Origin of the sequence: Streptomyces sp. BK239 (genome assembly GCF_004217285.1) — a bacterium.
Classification (GTDB): Bacteria; Actinomycetota; Actinomycetes; order Streptomycetales; family Streptomycetaceae; genus Streptomyces.
In genome coordinates, this window is record NZ_SHKS01000006.1 from 403,924 (window position 1) to 424,320 (window position 20,397).

The following is a 20,397-nucleotide window of genomic DNA, read 5'->3' on the forward strand; positions in this document are numbered from 1 at the left end:
CCCGGTTCCGGTCGGCTCGCGCCCCGGCGTGAAACATCCGCTCGCCGGGCCTGTCACGCCCGGCGGGCGAGGACGGCGCGCGCGTCGCGTGAAGGGGGCGTGAAGGCGCGTAACGACGGCATCACGGCCCGGTCCTCCCTTGGAAACAGGGGTGGACACGGGCCGGTTCGCTGTCGGAGGCGGGTGATAGAAAGAGCCGTTCGAGAACTTTCTGAGTACGACTCTGAGTCCGTCACGAGCCTCAGGGCGTGGCTAAAAATCAGTGACGAGGGGGAGCACGCTGATGACTCAGCCGCCCAACCAACCGCCGCCGCAGGGCGGTTTCGGAGCACCGCAGGATCAGCCGCAGCCGCCGCACCCGCCGCAGGCAGGGCAGCCCGCTCCGGCGGGGGATGCGCAACCGCCCGCCCAGAGCGACGGGTTCGGCGCTCCGCAGGGCGGCGGGTTCGGGGCCCCGCAGGGTGGCGGACCGGGGGCGCCACAGATGCCCGCCCAGCCGCCGCAGGCCCCGCCCGGTCCTCCGCAGCCGCAGCCCGGTTACGGCTACCCGCAGCAGCAACAGCCGGCGCAGCCGGGCCCCTACGGTCAGCCCAGCGGCCCCTACGGGACCCCGCCCGGGCCGTACGGGCAGCCGGGCGCCGCCCCTTACGGGCAGCCGGGTCCCGGCCCCTACGGTCAGCAGCCCGGCTACGGCGGCTACCCGCCCCCGCCGCAGTTCCCCGGCGCTCCGGGCGCGCCCGGCACACCGCCGAACGGTTCGCGCGGCCCCTTCCGCAAGCCCGCCGTGGTCGTCGGCGCGGCGGTGGCGGCGCTCGCGGTGATCGGCGGCACCGTGTTCGTGGTCGCGAACGGGGACGACGGCAAGCAGGACAAGCCGCCGGTCGCAGGGCAGAGCAAGAGCGCCGGGCCGGCCACGAGCGACAAGCCCGTCAACCCCGGCGACGGCAGCGGCGACGGCGGCGAGGAAGCCGACTTCAACGCGGACCGCAAGTCCGGCGAGGCGAAGGTGCTCTGGTACAAGGAGGCGCCCGACGCCCCCGCGTCCGGCGCCGAGGCCCCCGGCATGTGGATCACGTCCTCGACGGCGGTGAAGGCGGCCTACAAGGAGGTCGTCGGATACAACGTCACCGACGGCAAGCCGACCTGGCCGACCGTCGCGTTCCCGCAGAAGATCTGCGCGGTCACCCCGCAGAAGACGGCGGACGACAAGATCGTCGTCGCGTACATGAGCGGCACCAGCGACCGCGCCAAGTGCAACCAGCTCCAGCAGCTCGACCTGAAGACCGGCGCCAAGGGCTGGACCGGCGTGGTCGCGGACGGCGCGCTGTTCGACAGCGCGATCACCATCGAGCTGTCGGTCACGGGCAACACGCTGATGGTGGGCCGCTCGCAGTCGGGCACGGCGTACGACGTGCGCACCGGCAAGAAGATGTGGGACAAGACGAAGTACGGCGACGCCTGTTTCCCGACCGCCTTCGCGGGCGGCGGCAAGCTGATCTCCGTGGCGTCCTGCGACGCGACCGGAGCGAACGAGCACGACGAACTCCAGGAACTCGACCCGGCCACCGGCAGGGTCAAGTGGACGCAGAAGTTCGACAAGGGCTGGACGGTCGGCCGGACGTACTCCGTGGACCCGCTGGTCGTCTACAGCACCAACAAGGACAAGAACGCCTGGAACATCGCGTCGTTCAAGCCGGCCGGCGGCTTCCGTTCGCAGGTCGCCTTCGACGAGGACTTCGCACCCGAGTGCGGCTGGGCCCTGCTCCAGCGCAACCTCAGCGGCTGCGAGGGCACGGCCGCCGACGCCGGCACGCTCTACCTGCCGACCGAGGCGACCACCGGCCCGAACGAGATCGTCGCCATCGACCTCGCCACCGGCAAGGAGAAGTGGCGCGTCAAGTCGCCCACGGACGAGTCGATGCTGCCGCTGAAGGTGGAGGGCGGCAACCTCGTCGCCTACGTCGAGCCGTCCTACGACGCGGCGGGCAAGGTCGTGTCGATCCCGACGGCCGGGGCCGCCCACACGCCGTCCACGCTGCTCCAACTGCCCGAGAGCACCGTCGACCTGGAGGACAGCTTCTTCTCCCGTGACGTCGCCTGGACCGACGGCCGCTTCTACATCTCCTCCACGCGGCTGTCCGGCAAGGACGACGCGAAGGAGAAGCTGATGCTCGCGTACGGCAAGTGAGCCGACCGGCCGCGTCGCGCGGCGCGGGCTCCACGGCCGCCGGGGGCGGCGATCGGCTTGCGCCGGCCGCCCCGGCGGCCGCTGCCGCCGCCCGCCCGGGCCGCGCCGTCTCCGTAGGCCGACCGGTCCGTCGCCCGTCGACCCGGCCGTGTCCCCGGCCTCCTGTCCCGTCCCTGTCCCCGTCTTCACGAGTGCTTTCCGAGGTGCCCACGCCATGACCCAGCCGCCGAACCAGCCACCGCACGGGGGAGCTTCCGACGCCCCCGAGGACCGGCCGCCACAGCAGGACGGTTCCGGCGCGCCGCAGGACGCCGCCGGCGCGACCCCGGAACCGCAGGACGCACGCCCCGAGGGCGACGCCCCCGAGGACGCGGCCCCGCAGGACGCCCCGCCGAAGGGTGAGTCCGGTGCGCCCGAGCCGCCGCAGGCACCGCAGGACGCGCCGCCCAAGGGCGCCTTCGGCGCACCCCAGGCCCCCCAGCCCCCGCAGACACCGCACACGCCGCAGGCACCGCACACGCCGCCGGCCTCGCCCCCGCAGGGCGCCTTCGGCGCGCCCCAGCCGCCCGCGCCGCCTGCCGGGCCCCCCGCTGCCCAGCCCGCGGGCCCGCAGCTCAGCAAGGAACCGCAGCCGGGGCACAATCACCCCGCGCCTCCCGCCGGTCAGTCGCCCCAGAGCCCGCCGGCAGCGGCCCCCGGTCAGCCGCCCCAGGCGCCCCCGGCCGCCCCGGCGCCCCCCGCGCCCGCCTCCCCGGCCGCCCCGGCGCCCCCCGCGCCCGCCTCCCAGGCCACCCCGGCGCCTCCCGCGCCCGCCTCCCCGCCGGCGGCCGCCGCCGCTCCCCTGCCTCAGCCGCCGCAGCCCCCGCCCGGTTACGGCTACCCGCAGGCTCCGTCGGGGCCCGGGTACGGCTATCCGGGGCAGCAGCCTCAGCCCCCTACGGGACCCGGGTACGGGTATCCCGGGCAGCCGGGGCAGCCGAACCCCTACGGGCAGCAGACCGCGTACGGGCAGCAGCCGGGGTACGGCTACCCGGGCCAGCCGGGCGGGCAGCCCGGTTTCCCCGCCCAGGGATACCCCGGGCAGCCCACCGTGCCCATGTACGCCCAGCCGGCGGGAGGGGGCCGTAAGTCCAACGCGCAGTTGTGGATCATCGTCGCCGCCGTCGTCGCGATCGCGCTGATCGTCGGCGGGGGCGTCTGGTACGCGAACTCCGCCGACGGCGGCAAGAAGAACGAGACCGCGAGCACCGGCGGAACCGGCGGCAAGGGCGGCGGCGAGAAGGGCGGCGGCACCGGCGGCACGTCCTCCGGCGGGTCCGAGAAGGCGCCCTCCGACCCGGCGTCGAAGCTGCTCTTCCAGATCCCCTCGCCCAAGGTCGCCAAGGACGACAGCGTCATCGTCTCGGGCTCGTGGCTGACGGAGAAGGCGTACGTGAAGTCCGGCGTCGCCGAGATCGTCGGCTACGACCCGGTCAAGGGCTCCAAGCTGTGGACCGTCAAGCTCCCCGGCCCGGTGTGCACGGCGAGCGAGCACGCCACCGACGACGGGAAGACGGCCGTCGTCTTCCAGCCGAAGATGCCCCCCAAGGACTCCTCCGCCGGATGCAGCCAGGTCGCGGCGATCGACCTCGTCGCGGGCAAGCAGCTGTGGACGAAGACGGTCTCCTCCGGTGACTACCCGGTCACCTTCGACAACGTCACCGTCAGCGGACGCACGGTCGCCCTGGGCGCCACCGAGGGCGGCTCGGCCTTCGACATCGACAGCGGAAAGGCCCTGTGGGCCCCGAAGACGTCCGACACCTGCTACGACGCGGGCTACGGCGGCGGCGCGAAGCTGGTCGCTGTGCGCAAGTGCGGCACCTACGACGCCCGTGAGCTCCAGATCCAGACCATCGACCCGGCGTCCGGGAAGGTGATCTCGGAGTACAAGCTCGCGAAGGGCATCGAGTACGCCAGCATCGTGTCGACGGAACCGCTGGTCGTCGCCGCCGACGTCGGCGACAGCGCCCAGGACGGCAGCGGCATCTCGGACTTCTTCTCCATCGACAACAAGACGGGCAAGCTGAAGACGCGGATCTCCGCGCCCGGCGAGCAGTTCGCGGCCCGCTGCGACGGCATCACCAGGGTCGAGCACTGCTCGGGCCTGGCCGTCGGCGCCGACCGCCTCTACCTCCCGACCGAGGAGCACGACGGCACCGGCGAGTACAGCCGCACCAACGAGATCGTCGCCTTCGACCTGAACACCGGCAAGCAGACCGGCCAGCGCGCCGACGCCGGCGACGGCTACGAGCTCACCCCGCTGCGCACGGACGGCGGCAACGTGATCGCGTACAAGAGCGCGCCGTACGACGAGGGCGGGCAGGTCGTCAGCATCGACGGCGGCTCGTTCAAGCAGACGACGCTGCTGCGCAACCCGGCGACGGAGAGCGTGCGGGACGCGGAGTCCAGCATGTCCCCGGAGTACTCCGAACTCATCTACTCCCAGGGACGCCTGTACATGTCCGCGGTGTACGCCGCCGACGGCGGCTCCGGTGACGAGGAGTACCTGGCGCTGGCGTTCGGCGCCGCAGGATGACCGCCGCCGGCTGACCCCGAGGCCCGTTCGTCAACGGCCCCGCCTCCCTTCACTCGGAAGGGTGGCGGGGCCGTTCGCGTACCGCTGATCACCGGCGCAGGAGGGGAATTCCAGCGATCCGGGGCAGTTCTCACGGTAGGGGGAGCGCGACGTCGAACAAGCGTGTAGCTTCCGGGAGGCATGAGGGGACGAGGTGCCGGGGGGCACCTTCTTTGGGGGGTTGCCCAATGGGAGTGCGGCTGATGGTGGTCGACGACCACCGACTGCTCGCGGAGGCGTTGGCCTCGGCGTTGAAACTGCGCGGGCACCGGGTGCTCGCCGCGGCGGCGCCGGCCGCGGGCGCGGCGGAACTGGTGATCACGCGGGCGCCGGAGGTGTGTCTGCTGGGCACGGCGGCGCCGGCCGAGCCGGGCGTGTTCGACCCGGTGGCGCGCATCAAGCGGGAGCGGCCGCAGGTGGCCGTCCTTGTCCTCGGCCCGGTGCCGAGCCCACGGGGCATCGCGGCGGCCTTCGCGGCCGGCGCCTCGGGGTACGTACGGCACGACGAGCGCATCGAGGGCGTGGAGCGGGCCATCATGAAGGCCCGGGCCGGCGAGGCGGCGATATCCCCCCAGCTCCTCCAGGGCGCCTTCGGTGAACTCCTCAACCCGGCGGCCCAGCCCGACGACGAGGGGCAGCGCCTGCTGCAGATGCTGACGCCGCGTGAGGTGGAGGTCCTGGTCCGGGTCGCCGAGGGCGAGGACACCCGGGTCATCGCGGCCGGCATGGGCATCGCGCCCTCCACGGCCCGCACCCATGTCCAGCGGGTCCTGATGAAGCTGGGCGTCGGCTCCCGGCTGGAGGCGGCGGCGCTCGCCGCGCGCACCGGTCTCCTGGACCGGGCGGGCCCCCTGCCGCACACCCGCGCCCACACCGAGACGACCCCGGGAGCGTAGAGGGCTCCAGCCGCTGTGAGTTCGTCCGGCCGAGGCATTGGATCACCCGGGTGGCGCGGCGTCGGTTGCCGGTAAGGGCTCCGCGTGTTGGGGTGCAAAAGGTGTGATCGTAGCATACGGTCATCAATCGTGACGCTGCGTCACCCCCAGCATGCCACTCTCGGACGAAAAGGGATGTAATGCGCAACCTTCGGAAGGCCGCTCTGGTGGCCGCCATGATCGGCACCCTCGGCTTCGTCGGTGCGGGCACCGCCTCCGCCGGTGACGGACGCCACGGCGACGACGCCAAGCAGTGCGTCCAGGGCGCCGAGCAGGGCGACCCGAACTTCCAGATCGGGCTCATCAACCTCAACCAGGTGCCCCTCCTCGGCGCGCTGTCGAAGCAGAACACGCTCCAGCAGACCTGCGTCGACGACGGCCTGGCCTTCACCGGCTCGAGGGAGGACTCGATCCAGGCGGGCAACGGCACCCTCAGCCTCCTGCCCGTTCTCGGGGGCTGACACTGAAACCCCCGCAGCGCCGGGATCCGCCCCCGCGGACCCGGCGCTGCGCTGTGCCCGACGCCCCTCCCCGCCTACTCGCGCGGAGCGCCTCCCCCCTCGCCCTCCAGAGCCTCCGGCGGCAGTGTCGGCGTCGGGTGCGCCGCCGGCCGCAGCCAGAGCCAGGCCAGGAAGAAGAGGCCGAGAAGCAGCATGCCCAGGCCGGTCCAGAGGTTGATGTTGATTCCCTGGGCCTTGTCGATGTCCGCGTCCGTGTCGGTCAGGCCGGTGATCATGAGGATCACGCCGTAGAGGACGAACAGCCCGCCGATGATGCGGCGCAGGTCGAAGATGCGCGCCGCGGTCGCGGACTTCTCCTCCAGCTCGATCACCTCCCGCTGGAGGTCGGCCTCGGAGTAGCCCGCCCGGCGCAGCCGCTCGGCCGCCGCGGCGTGCTCTTCGGGTTCAAAGTGCTCGGGTCGCTCGGACATGGTCTTTCCATCCTCTCGCGATCGGGGTCGGCGGGCTCAGAACGAGAACGGGATGTAGCAGGCGGCGGCCAGGATGATCGCGCCCCAGCCCAGCAGCGCCGGCCTGCGGTACCAGGCGTCGTCGCCCTCGGCCGCCGGCTCGGCCATGCCGGGGGAGACAGTGCCGTAGACCAGGCCCTGGAGCTCTTCGGCCGGTTTGGGGGCGGTGAACAGCGACACGGCGAACATGACCACCGCGCCCGCCGCGAAGCCCGCGATCGCCGAGACGAAGTTGGCGCCCTGGTCGGTGGGGATGCCGATGACGCCCTGCTTGTAGAAGACGAAGTAGTTGACCATCGCGGCCGTGGTGCCCGCCAGCAGGCCCCAGAAGCCCGATTTCTTCGACGCCCGCTTCCAGAACATGCCGACGATGAAGACGACGAACATCGGGACGTTGAAGAAGGAGAACAGCGTCTGGAGGTAGCTCATGATGTTCGAGAAGGAGGAGGCCAGGAACGCCGTGCCGATGGACGCCACCACGCCGATCGCGGTGATCAGCCGGCCGAAGCGGACGTAGTAGGCGTCCTCCCGGCCCAGCACCACGTACCTCGCCCAGATGTCGTTGGTGAATACCGTGTTGAAGGACGACACGTTCGCCGCCATGCCCGCCATGAACGCGGCCAGCAGGCCCGTCACGGCGATACCGAGCACGCCGTTGGGCAGCAGTTGCTCCATCAGGTAGGGGATGGCGTCGTTGTACTGGAGGTCGGAGTCGGCGGTGCCGATCCGCGGCACCAGGACCGCCGCCACCAGGCCCGGGATCATCACCAGGAAGACGATGAAGATCTTCGGGTACGCGGCGATCAGCGGTGTGCGCTGCGCGGCGGAGAGGTTGCGCGCGGACAGGGCGCGCTGCACCTCCGCGAAGTTCGTCGTCCAGTAGCCGAAGGAGAGCACGAAGCCGAGGCCCAGCACGATCGTCAGCCAGTTCGCCCCCAGCGGGTTGTCACTGCCGATGCCCGTGCCGCCCCAGGCGGTCACGAAGTCGTCGCCATGGGCCGCCGTCAGCTTGTCCGTGAGGCCGCCCCAGCCGCCCACCTTCTTCAGGCCCAGCAGCGTCAGCGGGATCAGCGCCGCCAGGATCACGAAGAACTGGAGCACCTCGTTGTAGATCGCCGAGGACAGGCCGCCGAGCGTGATGTACGCCAGTACGAAGAAGCCCGCGACCACGATGGCCACCCATTGGGGCCAGCCGAGCAGCGCCTCGACGACGATCGCGAGCGCGTACAGGTTCACGCCGGAGATCAGGATCGCGGCGAAGGCGAACAGCGCCGAGCTCAGCAGGTGCGCGCCCTTGTCGAAGCGCATCAGCAGGAACTCGGGGACCGAGCGGACCTTGGAGCCGTAGTAGAACGGCATCATCACCAGGCCGAGGAACACCATGGCCGGGATGGCGCCGATCCAGTACCAGTGGACGGTGTACGCGCCGTACTGCGCGCTGTTGGCCGCCATGCCGAGGATCTCCGTGGCCGCCAGGTTGGCCGAGATGAAGGCGAGACCCGTGATCCAGGCGGGCAGGGAGCGGCCCGAGAGGAAGAAGTCGAGGCTGGTCTTCACGGAGCGGCGGGCCGCGAAGCCGATGCCGAGGACGACGACGAAGTAGATGCCGAGGATCGTGTAGTCGAGCCAGTTGGTGGGGAGCCGCAGCTCCGCCGCCAGCGGCGCGGCCGCCGGATGCACCGGATACATGGGGATACGCATGCACTGCTCGCTTCGGTCGGGGTGCTCTGCGCGGTCGTGGTGGTGACGCGCATGGGGGATTGTGGTTTGATGTGTTCGGTTCTGTTTGAAGCTTTGTTCGGTAGGGATGGAGAGTCGCGGTGAAGAAGACCTCGACCCGCTTGGCCGACGGTCGTGAGCTCATCTACTACGACCTGCGGGACGATGCGGTGCGCGACGCGGTGGACCGCCGCCCCCTGGAGCGCACCGTCACCACTTCGGAGGTACGCCGGGACCCGCTCCTCGGCGACGCGGTCGCCGTCGCCTCCCACCGGCAGGGGCGCACCTACCATCCGCCGGCCGACGAATGCCCCCTGTGCCCGTCCCAGGGCGAACGGCTGAGCGAGATCCCCGACGCGTCGTACGACGTCGTCGTGTTCGAGAACCGCTTCCCCTCGCTGGCCGGCGACTCCGGGCGCTGCGAGGTGGTCTGCTTCACCTCCGACCACGAGGCGTCCTTCGCCGACCTCACCGAGGAGCAGGCCCGGCTGGTGCTCGACGCCTGGACGGACCGGACGTCGGAACTGTCGCACCTGCCGTCGGTGGAGCAGGTGTTCTGCTTCGAGAACCGGGGCGCCGAGATCGGCGTCACCCTCGGCCACCCGCACGGGCAGATCTACGCCTACCCCTTCACCACCCCCCGCACGGCCCTGATGCTGCGCCAGGCCGCCGCCCACAAGGACGCCACCGGCGGCGAGAACTTCTTCGACGCCGTCCTGGAGCGCGAACTCGCCGAAGATCGGGTGGTCCTGGCCACCGAACACTGGGTCGCCTTCGTGCCCTACGCGGCGCACTGGCCGTACGAGGTGCACCTCTACCCCCGCCGACGCGTCCCCGACCTGCTCGGCCTCGACGAGGCGGCGCGCACGGAGTTCCCCGAGGTCTATCTGGAACTGTTGAGGCGCTTCGACCGGATCTTCGGCCCGGGTGAGCCTCCGACGCCGTACATCGCCGCCTGGCACCAGGCGCCGTTCGGCCAGCTGGAGGAGTTCGACGGGGTCAGCCGCGACGACTTCGCGCTGCACCTGGAGCTTTTCACCATCCGCCGTACGTCCGGCAAACTGAAGTTCCTCGCGGGCTCCGAGTCCGGCATGGGCGTGTTCATCAACGACGTGCCCCCGGAGCGCGCGGCCGAGCGACTGCGAGAGGTAGCGAGTTCATGAGCGGCAAGTATCTGGTCACGGGCGGCGCGGGATACGTGGGCAGCGTCGTCGCCCAGCACCTGCTGGAGGCGGGGCACGAGGTCGTCGTCCTCGACAACCTCTCCACCGGTTTCCGCGAGGGTGTCCCGGCCGGCGCCGACTTCGTCGAGGGCGACATCCGCGACGCCGCCAAGTGGCTCGACGCCTCCTTCGACGCGGTCCTGCACTTCGCCGCGTTCTCGCAGGTCGGCGAGTCGGTCGCCAAGCCCGAGAAGTACTGGGACAACAACGTCGGCGGGACCATGGCCCTGCTCGGCGCGATGCGCGAGGCCGGCGTGCGCAAGCTGGTCTTCTCCTCCACGGCCGCGACGTACGGCGAGCCCGAGCAGGTCCCGATCGTCGAGACCGCGCCCACCAGGCCCACCAACCCCTACGGCGCGTCGAAGCTCGCCGTCGACCACATGATCAGCGGCGAGGCGGCCGCCCACGGCCTCGGCGCGGTGTCCCTGCGCTACTTCAACGTGGCCGGCGCGTACGGCGCCCAGGGCGAGCGGCACGAGCCCGAGTCCCACCTCATCCCCCTGGTCCTCCAGGTCGCCCAGGGCAAGCGGGACGCGATCTCCGTCTACGGCGACGACTACCCGACCCCCGACGGCACCTGCGTCCGCGACTACATCCACGTCGCGGACCTCGCCGAGGCCCACCTCCTCGCGCTGAAGGCCGCCGAGCCCGGCGAGCACCTCGTCTGCAACCTCGGCAACGGCAACGGCTTCTCCGTGCGCGAGGTCGTCGAGACCGTCCGCAAGGTCACCGGCCACCCGATCCCCGAGATCGTGGCCCCCCGCCGCGGCGGCGACCCCGCCGTCCTGGTCGCCTCCGCGGACGCCGCCCGCGAGCGGCTCGGCTGGACCCCGTCCCGCGCGGACCTCGCGGGGATCGTCGCGGACGCGTGGACGTTCGCCCAGCACATCGCGGCCGGCGGCACGCCGGCCGGCGCGAAGGAGCAGTAGTGGGGGCACAGCAGGTCCGGGACGGTTTCGCCGCGCTGTACGGCGCCGAGCCCGAGGGCGTCTGGGCGGCGCCCGGCCGCGTCAACCTCATCGGTGAGCACACCGACTACAACGACGGCTTCGTGATGCCCTTCGCGCTGCCGCACACCGCGCTCGCCGCGGTCTCCCGCCGCGACGACGGCCGGCTCAGGCTGCACTCCGCGGACGTCGAGGGCGGCGTCGTGGAGCTGGGCCTGGACGAGCTGGCCCCGCAGTCGGACACCCGGTGGACGGCCTACCCGGCCGGTGTGGTCTGGGCCCTGCGCGAGGCCGGCCACGCCGTCACCGGCGCCGACGTCCACCTGACCTCGACCGTCCCCTCGGGCGCGGGCCTGTCGTCCTCGGCGGCCCTGGAGGTCGTCGTCGCCCTCGCCCTGAACGACCTGTACGACCTCGGGCTCCAGCGCTGGCAGCTCGCCCGGCTGTGCCAGCGCGCCGAGAACGTCTACGTCGGCGCCCCCACCGGGATCATGGACCAGACCGCGTCCGCCTGCTGCGAGGCCGGCCACGCCCTGTTCCTCGACACCCGGGACCTCTCCCAGCGGCAGATCCCCTTCGACCTCGCCGCCGAGGGCATGCGCCTGCTCGTCGTCGACACGCAGGTCAAGCACGCCCACAGCGACGGCGAGTACGGCAAGCGCCGGGCCGGCTGCGAGAAGGGCGCGGCCCTCCTGGGCGTCGACGCCCTGCGGGACGTCCCCTACGGCGAGCTCGACGCGGCGCTGGACCGGCTGGGCGACGAGGAGGAGGTCCGCCGCCTGGTGCGGCACGTCGTCACCGAGGACCAGCGGGTGGAGCGGGTCGTCTCGCTCCTCCGGTCGGGCGACACGCGGGCGATCGGCCCGGTGCTGACCGAGGGGCACGCCTCGCTGCGGGACGACTTCCGCATCTCCTGCCCCGAGCTGGACCTGGTCGTCGACACCGCGCTCACCTCGGGCGCGCTCGGAGCGCGGATGACCGGTGGCGGCTTCGGCGGCTCGGCGATCGTGCTGGCCGAGGCGGCCGACGTGGAGACCATCACCAAGGCGGTCGGCGAGGCGTTCGCCGCGGCGGACTTCACCGCGCCGCGCGTGTTCGAGGCGGTGCCGGCGGCGGGGGCGACGCGGCTCGCCTGAACCACCCCGCGTGCGGCGAAGGGCCGGGACCCGGCAAGGGCTCGCGGCCCTTCGCCGTGTCCCGGGCTCAGGCCAGCCGTTTGGTCAGCGTGTACTCCGTGACGCCAGGCGGATAGTCCTCGATCACGCACACCACCTCGTACCCGCGCCGCCGGTAGAACCCCGGCGCCTGGAAGTCCCAGGTCTCCAGCCGCGCCCGGCGGCAGCCGCGCTCCTCGCGGGCGACGCGCTCCGCCTCCTTCAGCAGGGCGCTGCCGAGTCCGAAGCCGCGGTGCCGGGCGTCGACCCAGAGGTGGGCGATGTGCAGCCAGGTCGTCCAGGTGTGGCCGACGGCGCCGCCCGCCAGCGCCCCGCCGCCGTCCACCGCCCACACGTGCAGCGGCGTCTCCCGCTCGTTCGGGGTGCCGCGCAGCGCCCGCAGGACGGGGGAGGCCGCCGTGTCCGTCTCGCGGAGCCGGGCACGGAGCAGATCACGGCGCGTCCTGTCGACTTCTGTCTCAAGGCGGAACATGCGGCACACCATAAACGCGGCGGCCAACCAGTTCTGTCATTTGTCTTCCGCTGTTCACCCGCGGCCCTACCCTGTGAGACAGCGCCGGTGGGGGCCGGCGCCGATCAGGGGGCGAGACGGTCGGGTACGACGCTCGCGGTGGGGGTATCGATGTCGGCACGGCGGCGGCCGTGCCGACGCGCACCACCTCGCGGGCGCCGTGCCCGCGCCGGTCGTCGTTCTCCGGACCTGGGGTATCCCCTGCTCCGCGAGGAGTGTGGGGAAGGGGGTTTCGTGGTTCGCATCCGAGTCCTGGTCGTCGACGACCACCGTATCTTCGCCGAGTCGCTCGCCGCGGCCCTGGCCGCCGAGCCCGACGTCGACGTCTCGGCGGCCGGCAGCGGCCCGGCGGCGCTGCGCAGCATGGAACGCGCGGCCGCCGAGGGCCGCCGGTACGACGTGCTGCTCGTCGACGCCGACCTGGGCGGCCACCTGCCGGGCATGCGGCCGGCGGCGCCGGTGCAGGACGGCGACGAGGACGGGCTCGTCGACGGGCTCTCCCTCGTCGCCGGCGTCCGCTCCGCGCAGCCGGCCGTACGGATCGTCGTCCTCGCCGAGAAGGACGACCCGCGGCGCGCGGCCCTCGCCCTGCAGGCCGGGGCGTCGGGCTGGGTGGCCAAGGACTGCTCGCTGTCGCGGCTGCTCAGCGTGATCCGCGGGGTGCTGCGCGAGGAGACGCATCTGCCGCCGGCGCTGCTGACGGGCGTGCTGCGGGAGCTGACGGCGGCGCGCAGACACCGCACGGAGAGCGAGCGGCTGGTGGAGTCCCTCACGCCGAGGGAGCGGGAGGTGCTGCGCTGCATGGTGGCGGGCCTGGGCCGCAAGGCCGTCGCCGAGCGGCTGTTCCTCTCCCCGCACACGGTCCGCACCCATATGCAGAACGTGCTCGGCAAGCTGGGCGTCCACTCCACCCTGGCCGCCGTCGCCCTGGCCCGCCGGGCGGGAGTGGGACCCGCCGACCTGGAGCCCGCCGGCCGGCCGCTAGCCGGGGATGTTGTCGAACGGGGCGGTCAACTGGCGTAGGAGACCGGCGAGTTCACCGCGCTGGGCGTGGGACAGCTCGGCGAGGATCGCCCGCTCCTGGGCGAGCAGGCCGGCCAGCGCCTGGTCGGCGCGGTCCTTGCCGTCATCCGTGAGCCGGACCAGGACACCGCGCCGGTCGCTCGGGTCGGGCAGCCGCTCCACCAGGCCCTTCTTGGCGAGCCGGTCGATCCGGTTCGTCATCGTGCCCGAGGTGACCAGCGTCTGCGTCAGCAGCTGGCCGGGCGAGAGCTGGTACGGGGCGCCCGCGCGCCTGAGCGCGGTCAGCACGTCGAACTCCCAGGGCTCCAGCTGGTGCTCGGAGAACGCCAGACGGCGCGCCCGGTCCAGGTGCCGGGCCAGCCGGCTCACCCGGCTGAGCACCTCGAGCGGCTCCACGTCGAGGTCCGGGCGCTCCCGGCGCCACGCTGAGACCAGTCGATCGACCTCGTCCTCCATGACGATCAGTGTAGTGGTTGTGTCGACATGAAGTCTCTTGATGTCGAGTCTCTTGACGTCAAGATAGTGCTGGGTGGAGAGTGGACGTCATGACCGACACCGCCTGGGACCCGGCCCAGTACCTGCGCCACGCCGACCACCGCGCCCGCCCCTTCGGCGACCTCCTGGCCCGCGTCCCGGACCCGCCCGGGGACCCGGCACGGCCGCTCCGCGTCGCCGACCTCGGCTGCGGCCCCGGCAACGTCACTGCCCTGCTCACCGAGCGCTGGCCCGACGCCCACGTCACCGGCTACGACAACTCCGAGCAGATGCTCGCCGAAGCCCAGGCGCACGCCGGCGCGCACCTCGACTTCGCGTACGCCGACCTGACCTCCTGGACGCCCGCCGAGACCTACGACGTGATCGTCTCCAACGCCGCCCTGCACTGGGTCCCCGGCCACCTCGACGCCTTCCCCGCCTGGCTCGACGGCCTCGCCCCCGGCGGCGTCCTCGCTTTCCAGGTGCCCCACAACATCGACGCGCCCCTGCACGCCCTCATGCGCGAACTCGGGAACACGCCCCGCTGGAAGGGCCGCCTCGCCCACGTCCTGCGCCACGAGGACTCCGTCCATGCCCCCGGCGTCTACCTCGACCGCCTCGCCCGCCTCGGCTGCGACACCGACGTCTGGACGACGACGTACCGCCACGTCCTCAAAGGCCCCGATCCCGTCCTCGACTGGGTCAAGGGCACCGGCCTGCGCCCCGTCCTCACCGCCCTGGCCGACGACCCCGAGGCCAGGGACGCCTTCCTCTCCGAATACCGAACCGTGCTCCGCGAGGCCTACCCGCCCCACGACTACGGCACGGTCCTCCCCTTCCGCCGCCTGTTCGCGGTGGCGAGAAAGGGGACGTGAGGTGATCGTCGCCGTCGACCACGTCCAACTGTCCGCCCCGCCCGGCTCCGAGGACCTCCTGCGCCCCTTCTACGTCGATGCTCTCGGCATGGCCGAGATCCCCAAGCCGCCCGCCCTCGTCGGCCGCGGAGGCTGCTGGTTCCAGGCGGGCGGCGCGCAGCTGCACCTGGGCACGGAGCGGGACTTCCGCCCATCGGCCAAGGCACACACCGGGCTGCGCGTCACGGACATCGATGCCCTCGCCGCCCGCCTTCAGACCCACGGCGCGCAGCTCACCTGGTCCGACGACCTGCCGGGCCACCGCCGCTTCCACACCCACGACCCTGTCGGCAACCGGCTGGAGTTCCTGCAACCGCGGACGACGGCGGCCCGGCCCGGCGGCCGGACGGGCTGACATCGGGCGTCAGCGGTCCAGCCCCAGGAGGCGTCGGACCTCCTCGTGGGGAATGCCCGCCGTGAGTTCGCCCTCCGCCTTGCGCCGCTGGTAGTCGGCCACAGCGAAGGCGTCCTCGAGGTCCTCCAGCACCTGCGGGGAGACGAGCAGCGCCGCCACATCGCCGTGCTCGGTGAGCGCGATGGTCTCGCCGTCATGGGCCACGCGGCGAACGAGTTCGTCGAGCCGGCGGCCGGCCTCGTCGACCGAAATCTTTGCCATGCGCGGCCCTCTGCCACAGGACCGATCCGACGGGCCGGGGTTTGAACCGGCATGTGCGGGTCACCCGTTGTCACAAGACAGACCGCAGACCTGACTGGGAGTGATCTGAAGTGGCAGGCGAGCAGAAGTCCAAGGCGAAGATGGAGCAGGCCAAGGGGAAGGCCAAGGAGACGGTCGGCCGTGCCGTGGGCAACGAGCGGATGGAGGCCGAGGGCCGCGCCGAGCAGGCCACCGGCGACGCCCGCCAGTCCAAGGAAAAGGCGAAGGACGTCTTCAAGCGCTGAGAGCGCAAGGTTTCAGGAGGGCCCCCGCCTCACGAGGCGGGGGCCCTCCCCGTGTCAGCTCTTGCGGCGCCCTATCAGGTGCGGCTTGGCCTCCAGGCCGTCCAGGCCGTGCCACGCCAGGTTCACCAGATGCGCCGCCACCTCCGCCTTCTTCGGCCGGCGCACGTCCAGCCACCACTGCCCCGTCAGCGCCACCATCCCCACCAGCGCCTGCGCGTACAGCGGCGCCAGCTTGGGATCGAAGCCGCGGCTCTTGAACTCGCGGCCGAGGATGTCCTCCACCTGGGTGGCGATGTCCGAGATGAGGGAGGCGAAGGAACCCGTGGACTGCGGGATGGGGGAGTCCCGGACCAGGATGCGGAAACCGTCCGTGCACTCCTCGATGTAGTCGAGGAGCGCGAACGCCGCCTGTTCGAGCAGTTCCCGCGGATGACCGGCGGTCAGGGAACTCGTCACCATGTCGAGGAGCCGGCGCATCTCGCGGTCGACGACCACCGCGTACAGCCCCTCCTTGCCGCCGAAGTGCTCGTACACCACCGGCTTGGACACCCCGGCCTTCGCCGCGATCTCCTCCACCGACGTGCCCTCGAAGCCCCGCGCCGCGAACAGCGTCCGGCCGATCTCCAGCAACTGCTGGCGTCGCTCGGCGCCGGTCATCCGCGTGCGGCGCGTGCGCCTCGGCTTGGCCTCGTTGCTCGGGGTGCTGCTGGAGTCGGTCGACACGGCGTCCATCATGCCGCTTCGGCGGTGGCCTTCCGGCGTCGGGAGCCGTCCTCCCCCGCGTTCCGGCGCGAATCGATACGCGAGCGTGACGGCCAGCGCACGTCGTACGCCCACCCGAGTTTCTCGAAGATCCGGATGAAACGGGCGGAGGAGTCCACCTGCAGTCGCTCCACCCCGTGCCGCGCCGACGTCGGGTCCGCGTGGTGCAGGTTGTGCCAGGACTCGCCGCACGACAGCACGGCCAGCCACCACACGTTGCCCGAACGGTCCCGCGACCTGAACGGCCGCTTGCCCACCGCGTGGCAGATCGAGTTGATCGACCACGTCACATGGTGCAGCAGTGCCACCCGGACCAGCGAACCCCAGAAGAACCCGGTGAACGCACCCCACCAGGACATCGTCACCAGCCCGCCGATCAGCGCCGGCAGCGCGAGCGACAGCGCCGTCCACAGTACGAACTGCCGTGAGATCGCCCGGATCGCCGGGTCCTTCACCAGATCCGGCGCGTACTTCTCCTGCGGCGTCTGCTCCTCGTCGAACATCCAGGCGATGTGTGCCCACCACAGGCCCTTCATCAGCGCCGGGACCGTCTCCCCGAACCGCCACGGCGAATGCGGGTCGCCCTCGGCGTCGGAGAACCTGTGGTGCTTGCGGTGGTCGGCCACCCAGCGCACCAGCGGACCCTCCACCGCCATCGAACCCATGATCGCCAGCGCGATCCGCAGCGGCCGCTTCGCCTTGAAGGAACCGTGCGTGAAGTAGCGGTGGAAGCCGATCGTGATGCCGTGGCACCCGAGGAAGTAGAAGAAGACCATCAGGCCCAGGTCCAGCCAGCTCACCCCCCAGCCCCACGCCAGCGGCACCGCCGCGAGCAGCGCCAGGAACGGCACGGTGATGAAGAGCAGCAGGGTGACCTGCTCGATCGAGCGCTTCTGTTCGCCACCCAGGGTGGCCGAGAGCGCGGCGGAGTCGACGGGCGCCTTCGAAGGGTCTTCGATCACGTCGGATGGTGTGCTCATGCGCGTCCCCTGTGGGGTGGTGGACTGACGACAGAGCCGGCAGGCCGCGAACCAGGGCTGTTCCCTACGGTTCCGTAACCTACGGCATCGTAAGTATGGCAGTGCCTCGCCCGGCGGCACGAGCCCGCCAGACTGCGCGTCCGCACCGACACCTATCCTTGGAGGCGGTCGGACAGCGCGGTCCGCTCTGTTTTCCACCCCGATGCCCGGCCCGTGAGCGGCGCCAGCCGCCGTGGGACCGGGACACGACGGGGTTCCCCCTCCCGGATGAGCTTCAACACTGCAAGGAGCCGCACCTGTGAGCAGTGCCGACGACCAGACGACCACCAGCACCGAGCTGCGCGCCGACATCCGCCGACTGGGCGACCTCCTCGGCGAGACCCTCGTCCGGCAGGAGGGCCCCGAGCTCCTCGACCTCGTCGAGAAGGTCCGCCGCCTCACCAGAGAGGACGGCGAGGCAGCCGCCGAACTGCTGCGCGGCATCGAACTGCAGACCGCGGCCAAGCTGGTCCGCGCCTTCTCCACCTACTTCCACCTCGCCAACGTCACCGAGCAGGTGCACCGCGGCCGTGAACTGCGAGCCCGGCGCGCCGCCGAGGGCGGCCTCCTCGCCCGCACCGCCGACCGCCTCAAGGACGCCGACCCCGACCACGTCCGCGAGACCGTCCGCAACCTCAACGTCCGGCCCGTCTTCACCGCCCACCCCACCGAGGCCGCGCGCCGGTCCGTCCTCAACAAGCTGCGGCGGATCGCCGCACTGCTGGAGACCCCGGTCATCGAGTCGGACCGCCGCCGCTACGACACCCGTCTCGCCGAGAACATCGACCTGGTCTGGCAGACGGACGAACTGCGCGTCGTACGCCCCGAGCCCGCCGACGAGGCCCGCAACGCCATCTACTACCTCGACGAGCTCCACGCGAACGCCGTCGGGGACGTCCTCGAGGACCTCACCGCCGAACTCGAACGCGTGGGCGTCACCCTCCCGGACGACACCCGCCCGCTGACCTTCGGCACCTGGATCGGCGGCGACCGCGACGGCAACCCCAACGTCACCCCCCAGGTCACCTGGGACGTCCTCATCCTCCAGCACGAGCACGGCATCAACGACGCCCTGGAGATGATCGACGAGCTGCGCGGCTTCCTGTCGAACTCGATCAGGTACACCGGGGCCACCGAGGAACTCCTGGAATCCCTGCGCGCCGACCTCGAACGCCTCCCCGAGATCAGCCCCCGCTACAAGCGCCTCAACGCCGAGGAGCCCTACCGGCTCAAGGCCACCTGCATCCGGCAGAAGCTGGAGAACACCAAGCAGCGCCTCGCCCGGAACATCCCGCACGAGCCCGGCCGCGACTACCTCGGCACCACCGAGCTCCTGAAGGACCTCGTCCTCATCCAGACCTCCCTGCGCGAGCACCGCGGCGCCCTCTTCGCCGACGGCCGCATGAACCGCACCATCCGCACCCTCGCCGCCTTCGGTCTCCAGCTCGCCACCATGGACGTCCGCGAACACGCCGACGCCCACCACCACGCCCTCGGCCAGCTCTTCGACCGCCTCGGCGAGGAGTCCTGGCGCTACACCGACATGCCCCGCGAGTACCGCACCAAGCTCCTCGCCAAGGAGCTCAGGTCCAGGCGGCCGCTCGCCCCCACCCCGGCCCCCGTCGACGCGGCCGGCGAGAAGACCCTCGGCGTCTTCCTCACCGTCAAGCGCGCCCTGGAGGTCTTCGGACCCGAGGTCGTCGAGTCGTACATCATCTCCATGTGCCAGGGCGCCGACGACGTCTTCGCCGCCGCCGTCCTCGCCCGCGAGGCCGGCCTGATCGACCTGCACGCCGGCTGGGCCAAGATCGGCATCGTGCCCCTGCTGGAGACCACCGACGAACTCAAGGCCGCCGACACCATCCTGGAGGACATGCTCTCCGACCCCTCCTACCGCAGGCTCGTCGCCCTGCGCGGAGACGTCCAGGAGGTCATGCTCGGCTACTCCGACTCCTCCAAGTTCGGCGGCATCACCACCAGCCAGTGGGAGATCCACCGCGCCCAGCGCCGGCTGCGCGACGTCGCCCACCGCTACGGCGTACGGCTGCGCCTCTTCCACGGCCGCGGCGGCACCGTCGGCCGCGGCGGCGGCCCCTCCCACGACGCCATCCTCGCCCAGCCCTGGGGCACCCTGGAGGGCGAGATCAAGGTCACCGAACAGGGCGAGGTCATCTCCGACAAGTACCTCATCCCCTCCCTGGCCAGGGAGAACCTGGAACTGACCGTGGCGGCCACCCTCCAGGCCTCCGCCCTGCACACCGCGCCCCGCCAGTCCGACGAGTCACTCGCCCGCTGGGACGCCGCCATGGACGTCGTCTCCGACGCGGCCCACGCCGCCTACCGCGCACTCGTCGAGGACCCCGACCTGCCGACGTACTTCCTCGCCTCCACGCCGGTCGACCAGCTCGCCGACCTGCACCTGGGCTCGCGGCCCTCCCGCCGCCCCGGCTCGGGCGTCTCGCTCGACGGACTGCGCGCCATCCCGTGGGTCTTCGGCTGGACCCAGTCCCGCCAGATCGTCCCCGGCTGGTTCGGCGTCGGCTCCGGCCTGAAGGCCCTGCGCGAGGCCGGCCTCGACACCGTCCTCGACGAGATGCACGAGCAGTGGCACTTCTTCCGCAACTTCGTCTCCAACGTCGAGATGACCCTCGCCAAGACCGACCTGCGGATCGCCCAGCACTACGTCGACACGCTCGTCCCCGACGAGCTCAAGCACGTCTTCGACCGCATCAAGGCCGAACACGCCCTCACCGTCGCCGAAGTCCTCAAGATCACCGGCGAGCGTGAACTGCTGGACGCCACCCCCGTCCTCAAGCAGACCTTCGGCATCCGCGACGCCTACCTGGACCCGATCTCCTACCTCCAGGTCACGCTCCTCAAGCGCCAGCGCGACGCCGCGGCCGCCGGCGAGGAACCCGACCCCCTCCTCGCCCGCGCCCTCCTCCTCACCGTCAACGGCGTGGCAGCCGGCCTGCGCAACACCGGCTGACCCGCACGCACAGGACGAAGGGCGCCTGCGAGGT

Annotated in this window: 19 protein-coding genes; 12 read left to right on the plus strand and 7 right to left on the minus strand. The window is 71.7% G+C overall.

Going from position 1 to position 20,397, the window contains the following annotated elements; all coding sequences use genetic code 11:
• Positions 1-283 precede the first annotated feature (283 nt).
• The 4 genes from EV567_RS21095 to EV567_RS21110 all read left to right on the plus strand — a co-directional run bounded on the left by EV567_RS21095 (position 284) and on the right by EV567_RS21110 (position 6,198).
• Entirely contained in the window at positions 284-2,188 is a 1,905-nt protein-coding gene (locus EV567_RS21095) for a PQQ-binding-like beta-propeller repeat protein (protein WP_130442376.1), read from the plus strand.
• Positions 2,189-2,402: 214 nt separating this feature from the next.
• Positions 2,403-4,763, plus strand: a complete 2,361-nt coding sequence (locus tag EV567_RS21100; RefSeq protein ID WP_242620934.1) for a PQQ-binding-like beta-propeller repeat protein — start codon at positions 2,403-2,405, stop codon at positions 4,761-4,763.
• Positions 4,764-4,990: 227 nt separating this feature from the next.
• Positions 4,991-5,698 (plus strand): response regulator transcription factor, encoded by a 708-nt coding sequence (locus EV567_RS21105; RefSeq protein WP_130442378.1) that lies wholly within the window; start codon positions 4,991-4,993, stop codon positions 5,696-5,698.
• Between the two features lie 179 nt (positions 5,699-5,877).
• Positions 5,878-6,198 carry a hypothetical protein gene (locus tag EV567_RS21110; protein WP_130442380.1) on the plus strand — a complete coding sequence of 107 codons (321 nt, stop codon included), beginning with the start codon at positions 5,878-5,880 and terminating at the stop codon, positions 6,196-6,198.
• A 74-nt stretch (positions 6,199-6,272) separates the two neighbouring features.
• On the opposite strand, the gene EV567_RS21115 is transcribed toward EV567_RS21110, so the two are convergent.
• Together EV567_RS21115 and EV567_RS21120 are read right to left on the minus strand one after the other, a co-directional pair.
• Positions 6,273-6,668: a hypothetical protein gene (locus tag EV567_RS21115; protein WP_165430441.1), complete on the minus strand. Its 396-nt coding sequence runs from the start codon at positions 6,666-6,668 to the stop codon at positions 6,273-6,275.
• Positions 6,669-6,704: 36 nt separating this feature from the next.
• Positions 6,705-8,408 carry a sodium:solute symporter family protein gene (locus tag EV567_RS21120; RefSeq protein ID WP_242620935.1) on the minus strand — a complete coding sequence of 568 codons (1,704 nt, stop codon included), beginning with the start codon at positions 8,406-8,408 and terminating at the stop codon, positions 6,705-6,707.
• A 119-nt stretch (positions 8,409-8,527) separates the two neighbouring features.
• On the opposite strand from EV567_RS21120, the gene galT reads away from it, so the two are divergent.
• Genes galT through galK form a run of 3 tightly spaced genes read left to right on the plus strand, consistent with a single transcriptional unit; the run spans position 8,528 to position 11,732 of the window.
• Complete coding sequence (gene galT / locus EV567_RS21125; protein ID WP_130442382.1) at positions 8,528-9,589, plus strand: galactose-1-phosphate uridylyltransferase; 1,062 nt, start codon at positions 8,528-8,530, stop codon at positions 9,587-9,589.
• On the plus strand, positions 9,586-10,578 hold the full coding sequence (galE, locus tag EV567_RS21130) for a UDP-glucose 4-epimerase GalE (RefSeq protein WP_130442384.1): 993 nt from the start codon (positions 9,586-9,588) through the stop codon (positions 10,576-10,578). The genes galT and galE overlap by 4 nt, the downstream gene beginning before the upstream one ends.
• Positions 10,578-11,732 (plus strand): galactokinase, encoded by a 1,155-nt coding sequence (gene galK, locus EV567_RS21135; RefSeq protein WP_130442386.1) that lies wholly within the window; start codon positions 10,578-10,580, stop codon positions 11,730-11,732. The genes galE and galK overlap by 1 nt, the downstream gene beginning before the upstream one ends.
• Before the next feature lie 67 nt (positions 11,733-11,799).
• Here the strand turns inward: galK and EV567_RS21140 are convergent, their stop codons facing one another.
• Positions 11,800-12,255 carry an N-acetyltransferase gene (locus EV567_RS21140; RefSeq protein WP_130442668.1) on the minus strand — a complete coding sequence of 152 codons (456 nt, stop codon included), beginning with the start codon at positions 12,253-12,255 and terminating at the stop codon, positions 11,800-11,802.
• Between the two features lie 261 nt (positions 12,256-12,516).
• Here EV567_RS21140 and EV567_RS21145 point away from each other — a divergent pair, with 261 nt between their 5' ends.
• Positions 12,517-13,305, plus strand: coding sequence for a response regulator transcription factor (locus EV567_RS21145; RefSeq protein WP_130442388.1), 789 nt, complete (start codon positions 12,517-12,519; stop codon positions 13,303-13,305).
• Here the strand turns inward: EV567_RS21145 and EV567_RS21150 are convergent.
• Positions 13,264-13,761 carry a MarR family winged helix-turn-helix transcriptional regulator gene (locus EV567_RS21150; RefSeq protein WP_130442390.1) on the minus strand — a complete coding sequence of 166 codons (498 nt, stop codon included), beginning with the start codon at positions 13,759-13,761 and terminating at the stop codon, positions 13,264-13,266. The two genes, EV567_RS21145 and EV567_RS21150, sit on opposite strands and share 42 nt — an antisense overlap.
• An 89-nt stretch (positions 13,762-13,850) precedes the next feature.
• On the opposite strand from EV567_RS21150, the gene EV567_RS21155 reads away from it, so the two are divergent.
• Together EV567_RS21155 and EV567_RS21160 are read left to right on the plus strand one after the other, a co-directional pair.
• The gene (locus tag EV567_RS21155; protein WP_130442392.1) at positions 13,851-14,654 is read left to right on the plus strand and encodes a trans-aconitate 2-methyltransferase; all 804 of its coding nucleotides are present in this window, start codon (positions 13,851-13,853) and stop codon (positions 14,652-14,654) included.
• 1 nt (position 14,655) lies between these two features.
• A complete protein-coding gene (locus EV567_RS21160; protein WP_130442394.1) occupies positions 14,656-15,048 on the plus strand; it encodes a VOC family protein in 393 nt (130 codons plus the stop codon).
• Positions 15,049-15,057: 9 nt separating this feature from the next.
• On the opposite strand, the gene EV567_RS21165 is transcribed toward EV567_RS21160, so the two are convergent.
• The gene (locus EV567_RS21165; protein ID WP_130442396.1) at positions 15,058-15,309 is read right to left on the minus strand and encodes a type II toxin-antitoxin system prevent-host-death family antitoxin; all 252 of its coding nucleotides are present in this window, start codon (positions 15,307-15,309) and stop codon (positions 15,058-15,060) included.
• Between the two features lie 110 nt (positions 15,310-15,419).
• Here EV567_RS21165 and EV567_RS21170 point away from each other — a divergent pair, with 110 nt between their 5' ends.
• Complete coding sequence (locus EV567_RS21170) at positions 15,420-15,593, plus strand: CsbD family protein (protein WP_130442398.1); 174 nt, start codon at positions 15,420-15,422, stop codon at positions 15,591-15,593.
• Between the two features lie 54 nt (positions 15,594-15,647).
• Here the strand turns inward: EV567_RS21170 and EV567_RS21175 are convergent, their stop codons facing one another.
• Both EV567_RS21175 and EV567_RS21180 read right to left on the minus strand, forming a co-directional pair.
• The gene (locus EV567_RS21175) at positions 15,648-16,328 is read right to left on the minus strand and encodes a TetR/AcrR family transcriptional regulator (protein WP_130442400.1); all 681 of its coding nucleotides are present in this window, start codon (positions 16,326-16,328) and stop codon (positions 15,648-15,650) included.
• Positions 16,325-17,335 (minus strand): fatty acid desaturase, encoded by a 1,011-nt coding sequence (locus EV567_RS21180; RefSeq protein WP_130442402.1) that lies wholly within the window; start codon positions 17,333-17,335, stop codon positions 16,325-16,327. Before EV567_RS21180 ends, EV567_RS21175 begins: the two co-directional genes overlap by 4 nt.
• Before the next feature lie 298 nt (positions 17,336-17,633).
• Here EV567_RS21180 and ppc point away from each other — a divergent pair, with 298 nt between their 5' ends.
• Complete coding sequence (gene ppc, locus EV567_RS21185) at positions 17,634-20,363, plus strand: phosphoenolpyruvate carboxylase (RefSeq protein WP_130442404.1); 2,730 nt, start codon at positions 17,634-17,636, stop codon at positions 20,361-20,363.
• The last annotated feature ends 34 nt before the right edge of the window (positions 20,364-20,397 follow it).

Bases quoted from the DNA above. Each gene is read 5' to 3' on its own strand.
- EV567_RS21155 (WP_130442392.1), top strand. From the start codon at position 13,851: ATGACCGACACCGCCTGGGACCCGGCCCAGTACCTGCGCCACGCCGAC.
- EV567_RS21105 (WP_130442378.1), top strand. From the start codon at position 4,991: ATGGGAGTGCGGCTGATGGTGGTCGACGACCACCGACTGCTCGCGGAG.
- EV567_RS21150 (WP_130442390.1), bottom strand. From the start codon at position 13,761: ATGGAGGACGAGGTCGATCGACTGGTCTCAGCGTGGCGCCGGGAGCGC.
- EV567_RS21110 (WP_130442380.1), top strand. From the start codon at position 5,878: ATGCGCAACCTTCGGAAGGCCGCTCTGGTGGCCGCCATGATCGGCACC.
- EV567_RS21115 (WP_165430441.1), bottom strand. From the start codon at position 6,668: ATGTCCGAGCGACCCGAGCACTTTGAACCCGAAGAGCACGCCGCGGCG.
- EV567_RS21165 (WP_130442396.1), bottom strand. From the start codon at position 15,309: ATGGCAAAGATTTCGGTCGACGAGGCCGGCCGCCGGCTCGACGAACTC.
- EV567_RS21180 (WP_130442402.1), bottom strand. From the start codon at position 17,335: ATGAGCACACCATCCGACGTGATCGAAGACCCTTCGAAGGCGCCCGTC.
- EV567_RS21120 (WP_242620935.1), bottom strand. From the start codon at position 8,408: ATGCGTATCCCCATGTATCCGGTGCATCCGGCGGCCGCGCCGCTGGCG.
- galE (WP_130442384.1), top strand. From the start codon at position 9,586: ATGAGCGGCAAGTATCTGGTCACGGGCGGCGCGGGATACGTGGGCAGC.
- EV567_RS21095 (WP_130442376.1), top strand. From the start codon at position 284: ATGACTCAGCCGCCCAACCAACCGCCGCCGCAGGGCGGTTTCGGAGCA.
- EV567_RS21175 (WP_130442400.1), bottom strand. From the start codon at position 16,328: ATGATGGACGCCGTGTCGACCGACTCCAGCAGCACCCCGAGCAACGAG.
- EV567_RS21100 (WP_242620934.1), top strand. From the start codon at position 2,403: ATGACCCAGCCGCCGAACCAGCCACCGCACGGGGGAGCTTCCGACGCC.
- EV567_RS21140 (WP_130442668.1), bottom strand. From the start codon at position 12,255: ATGGTGTGCCGCATGTTCCGCCTTGAGACAGAAGTCGACAGGACGCGC.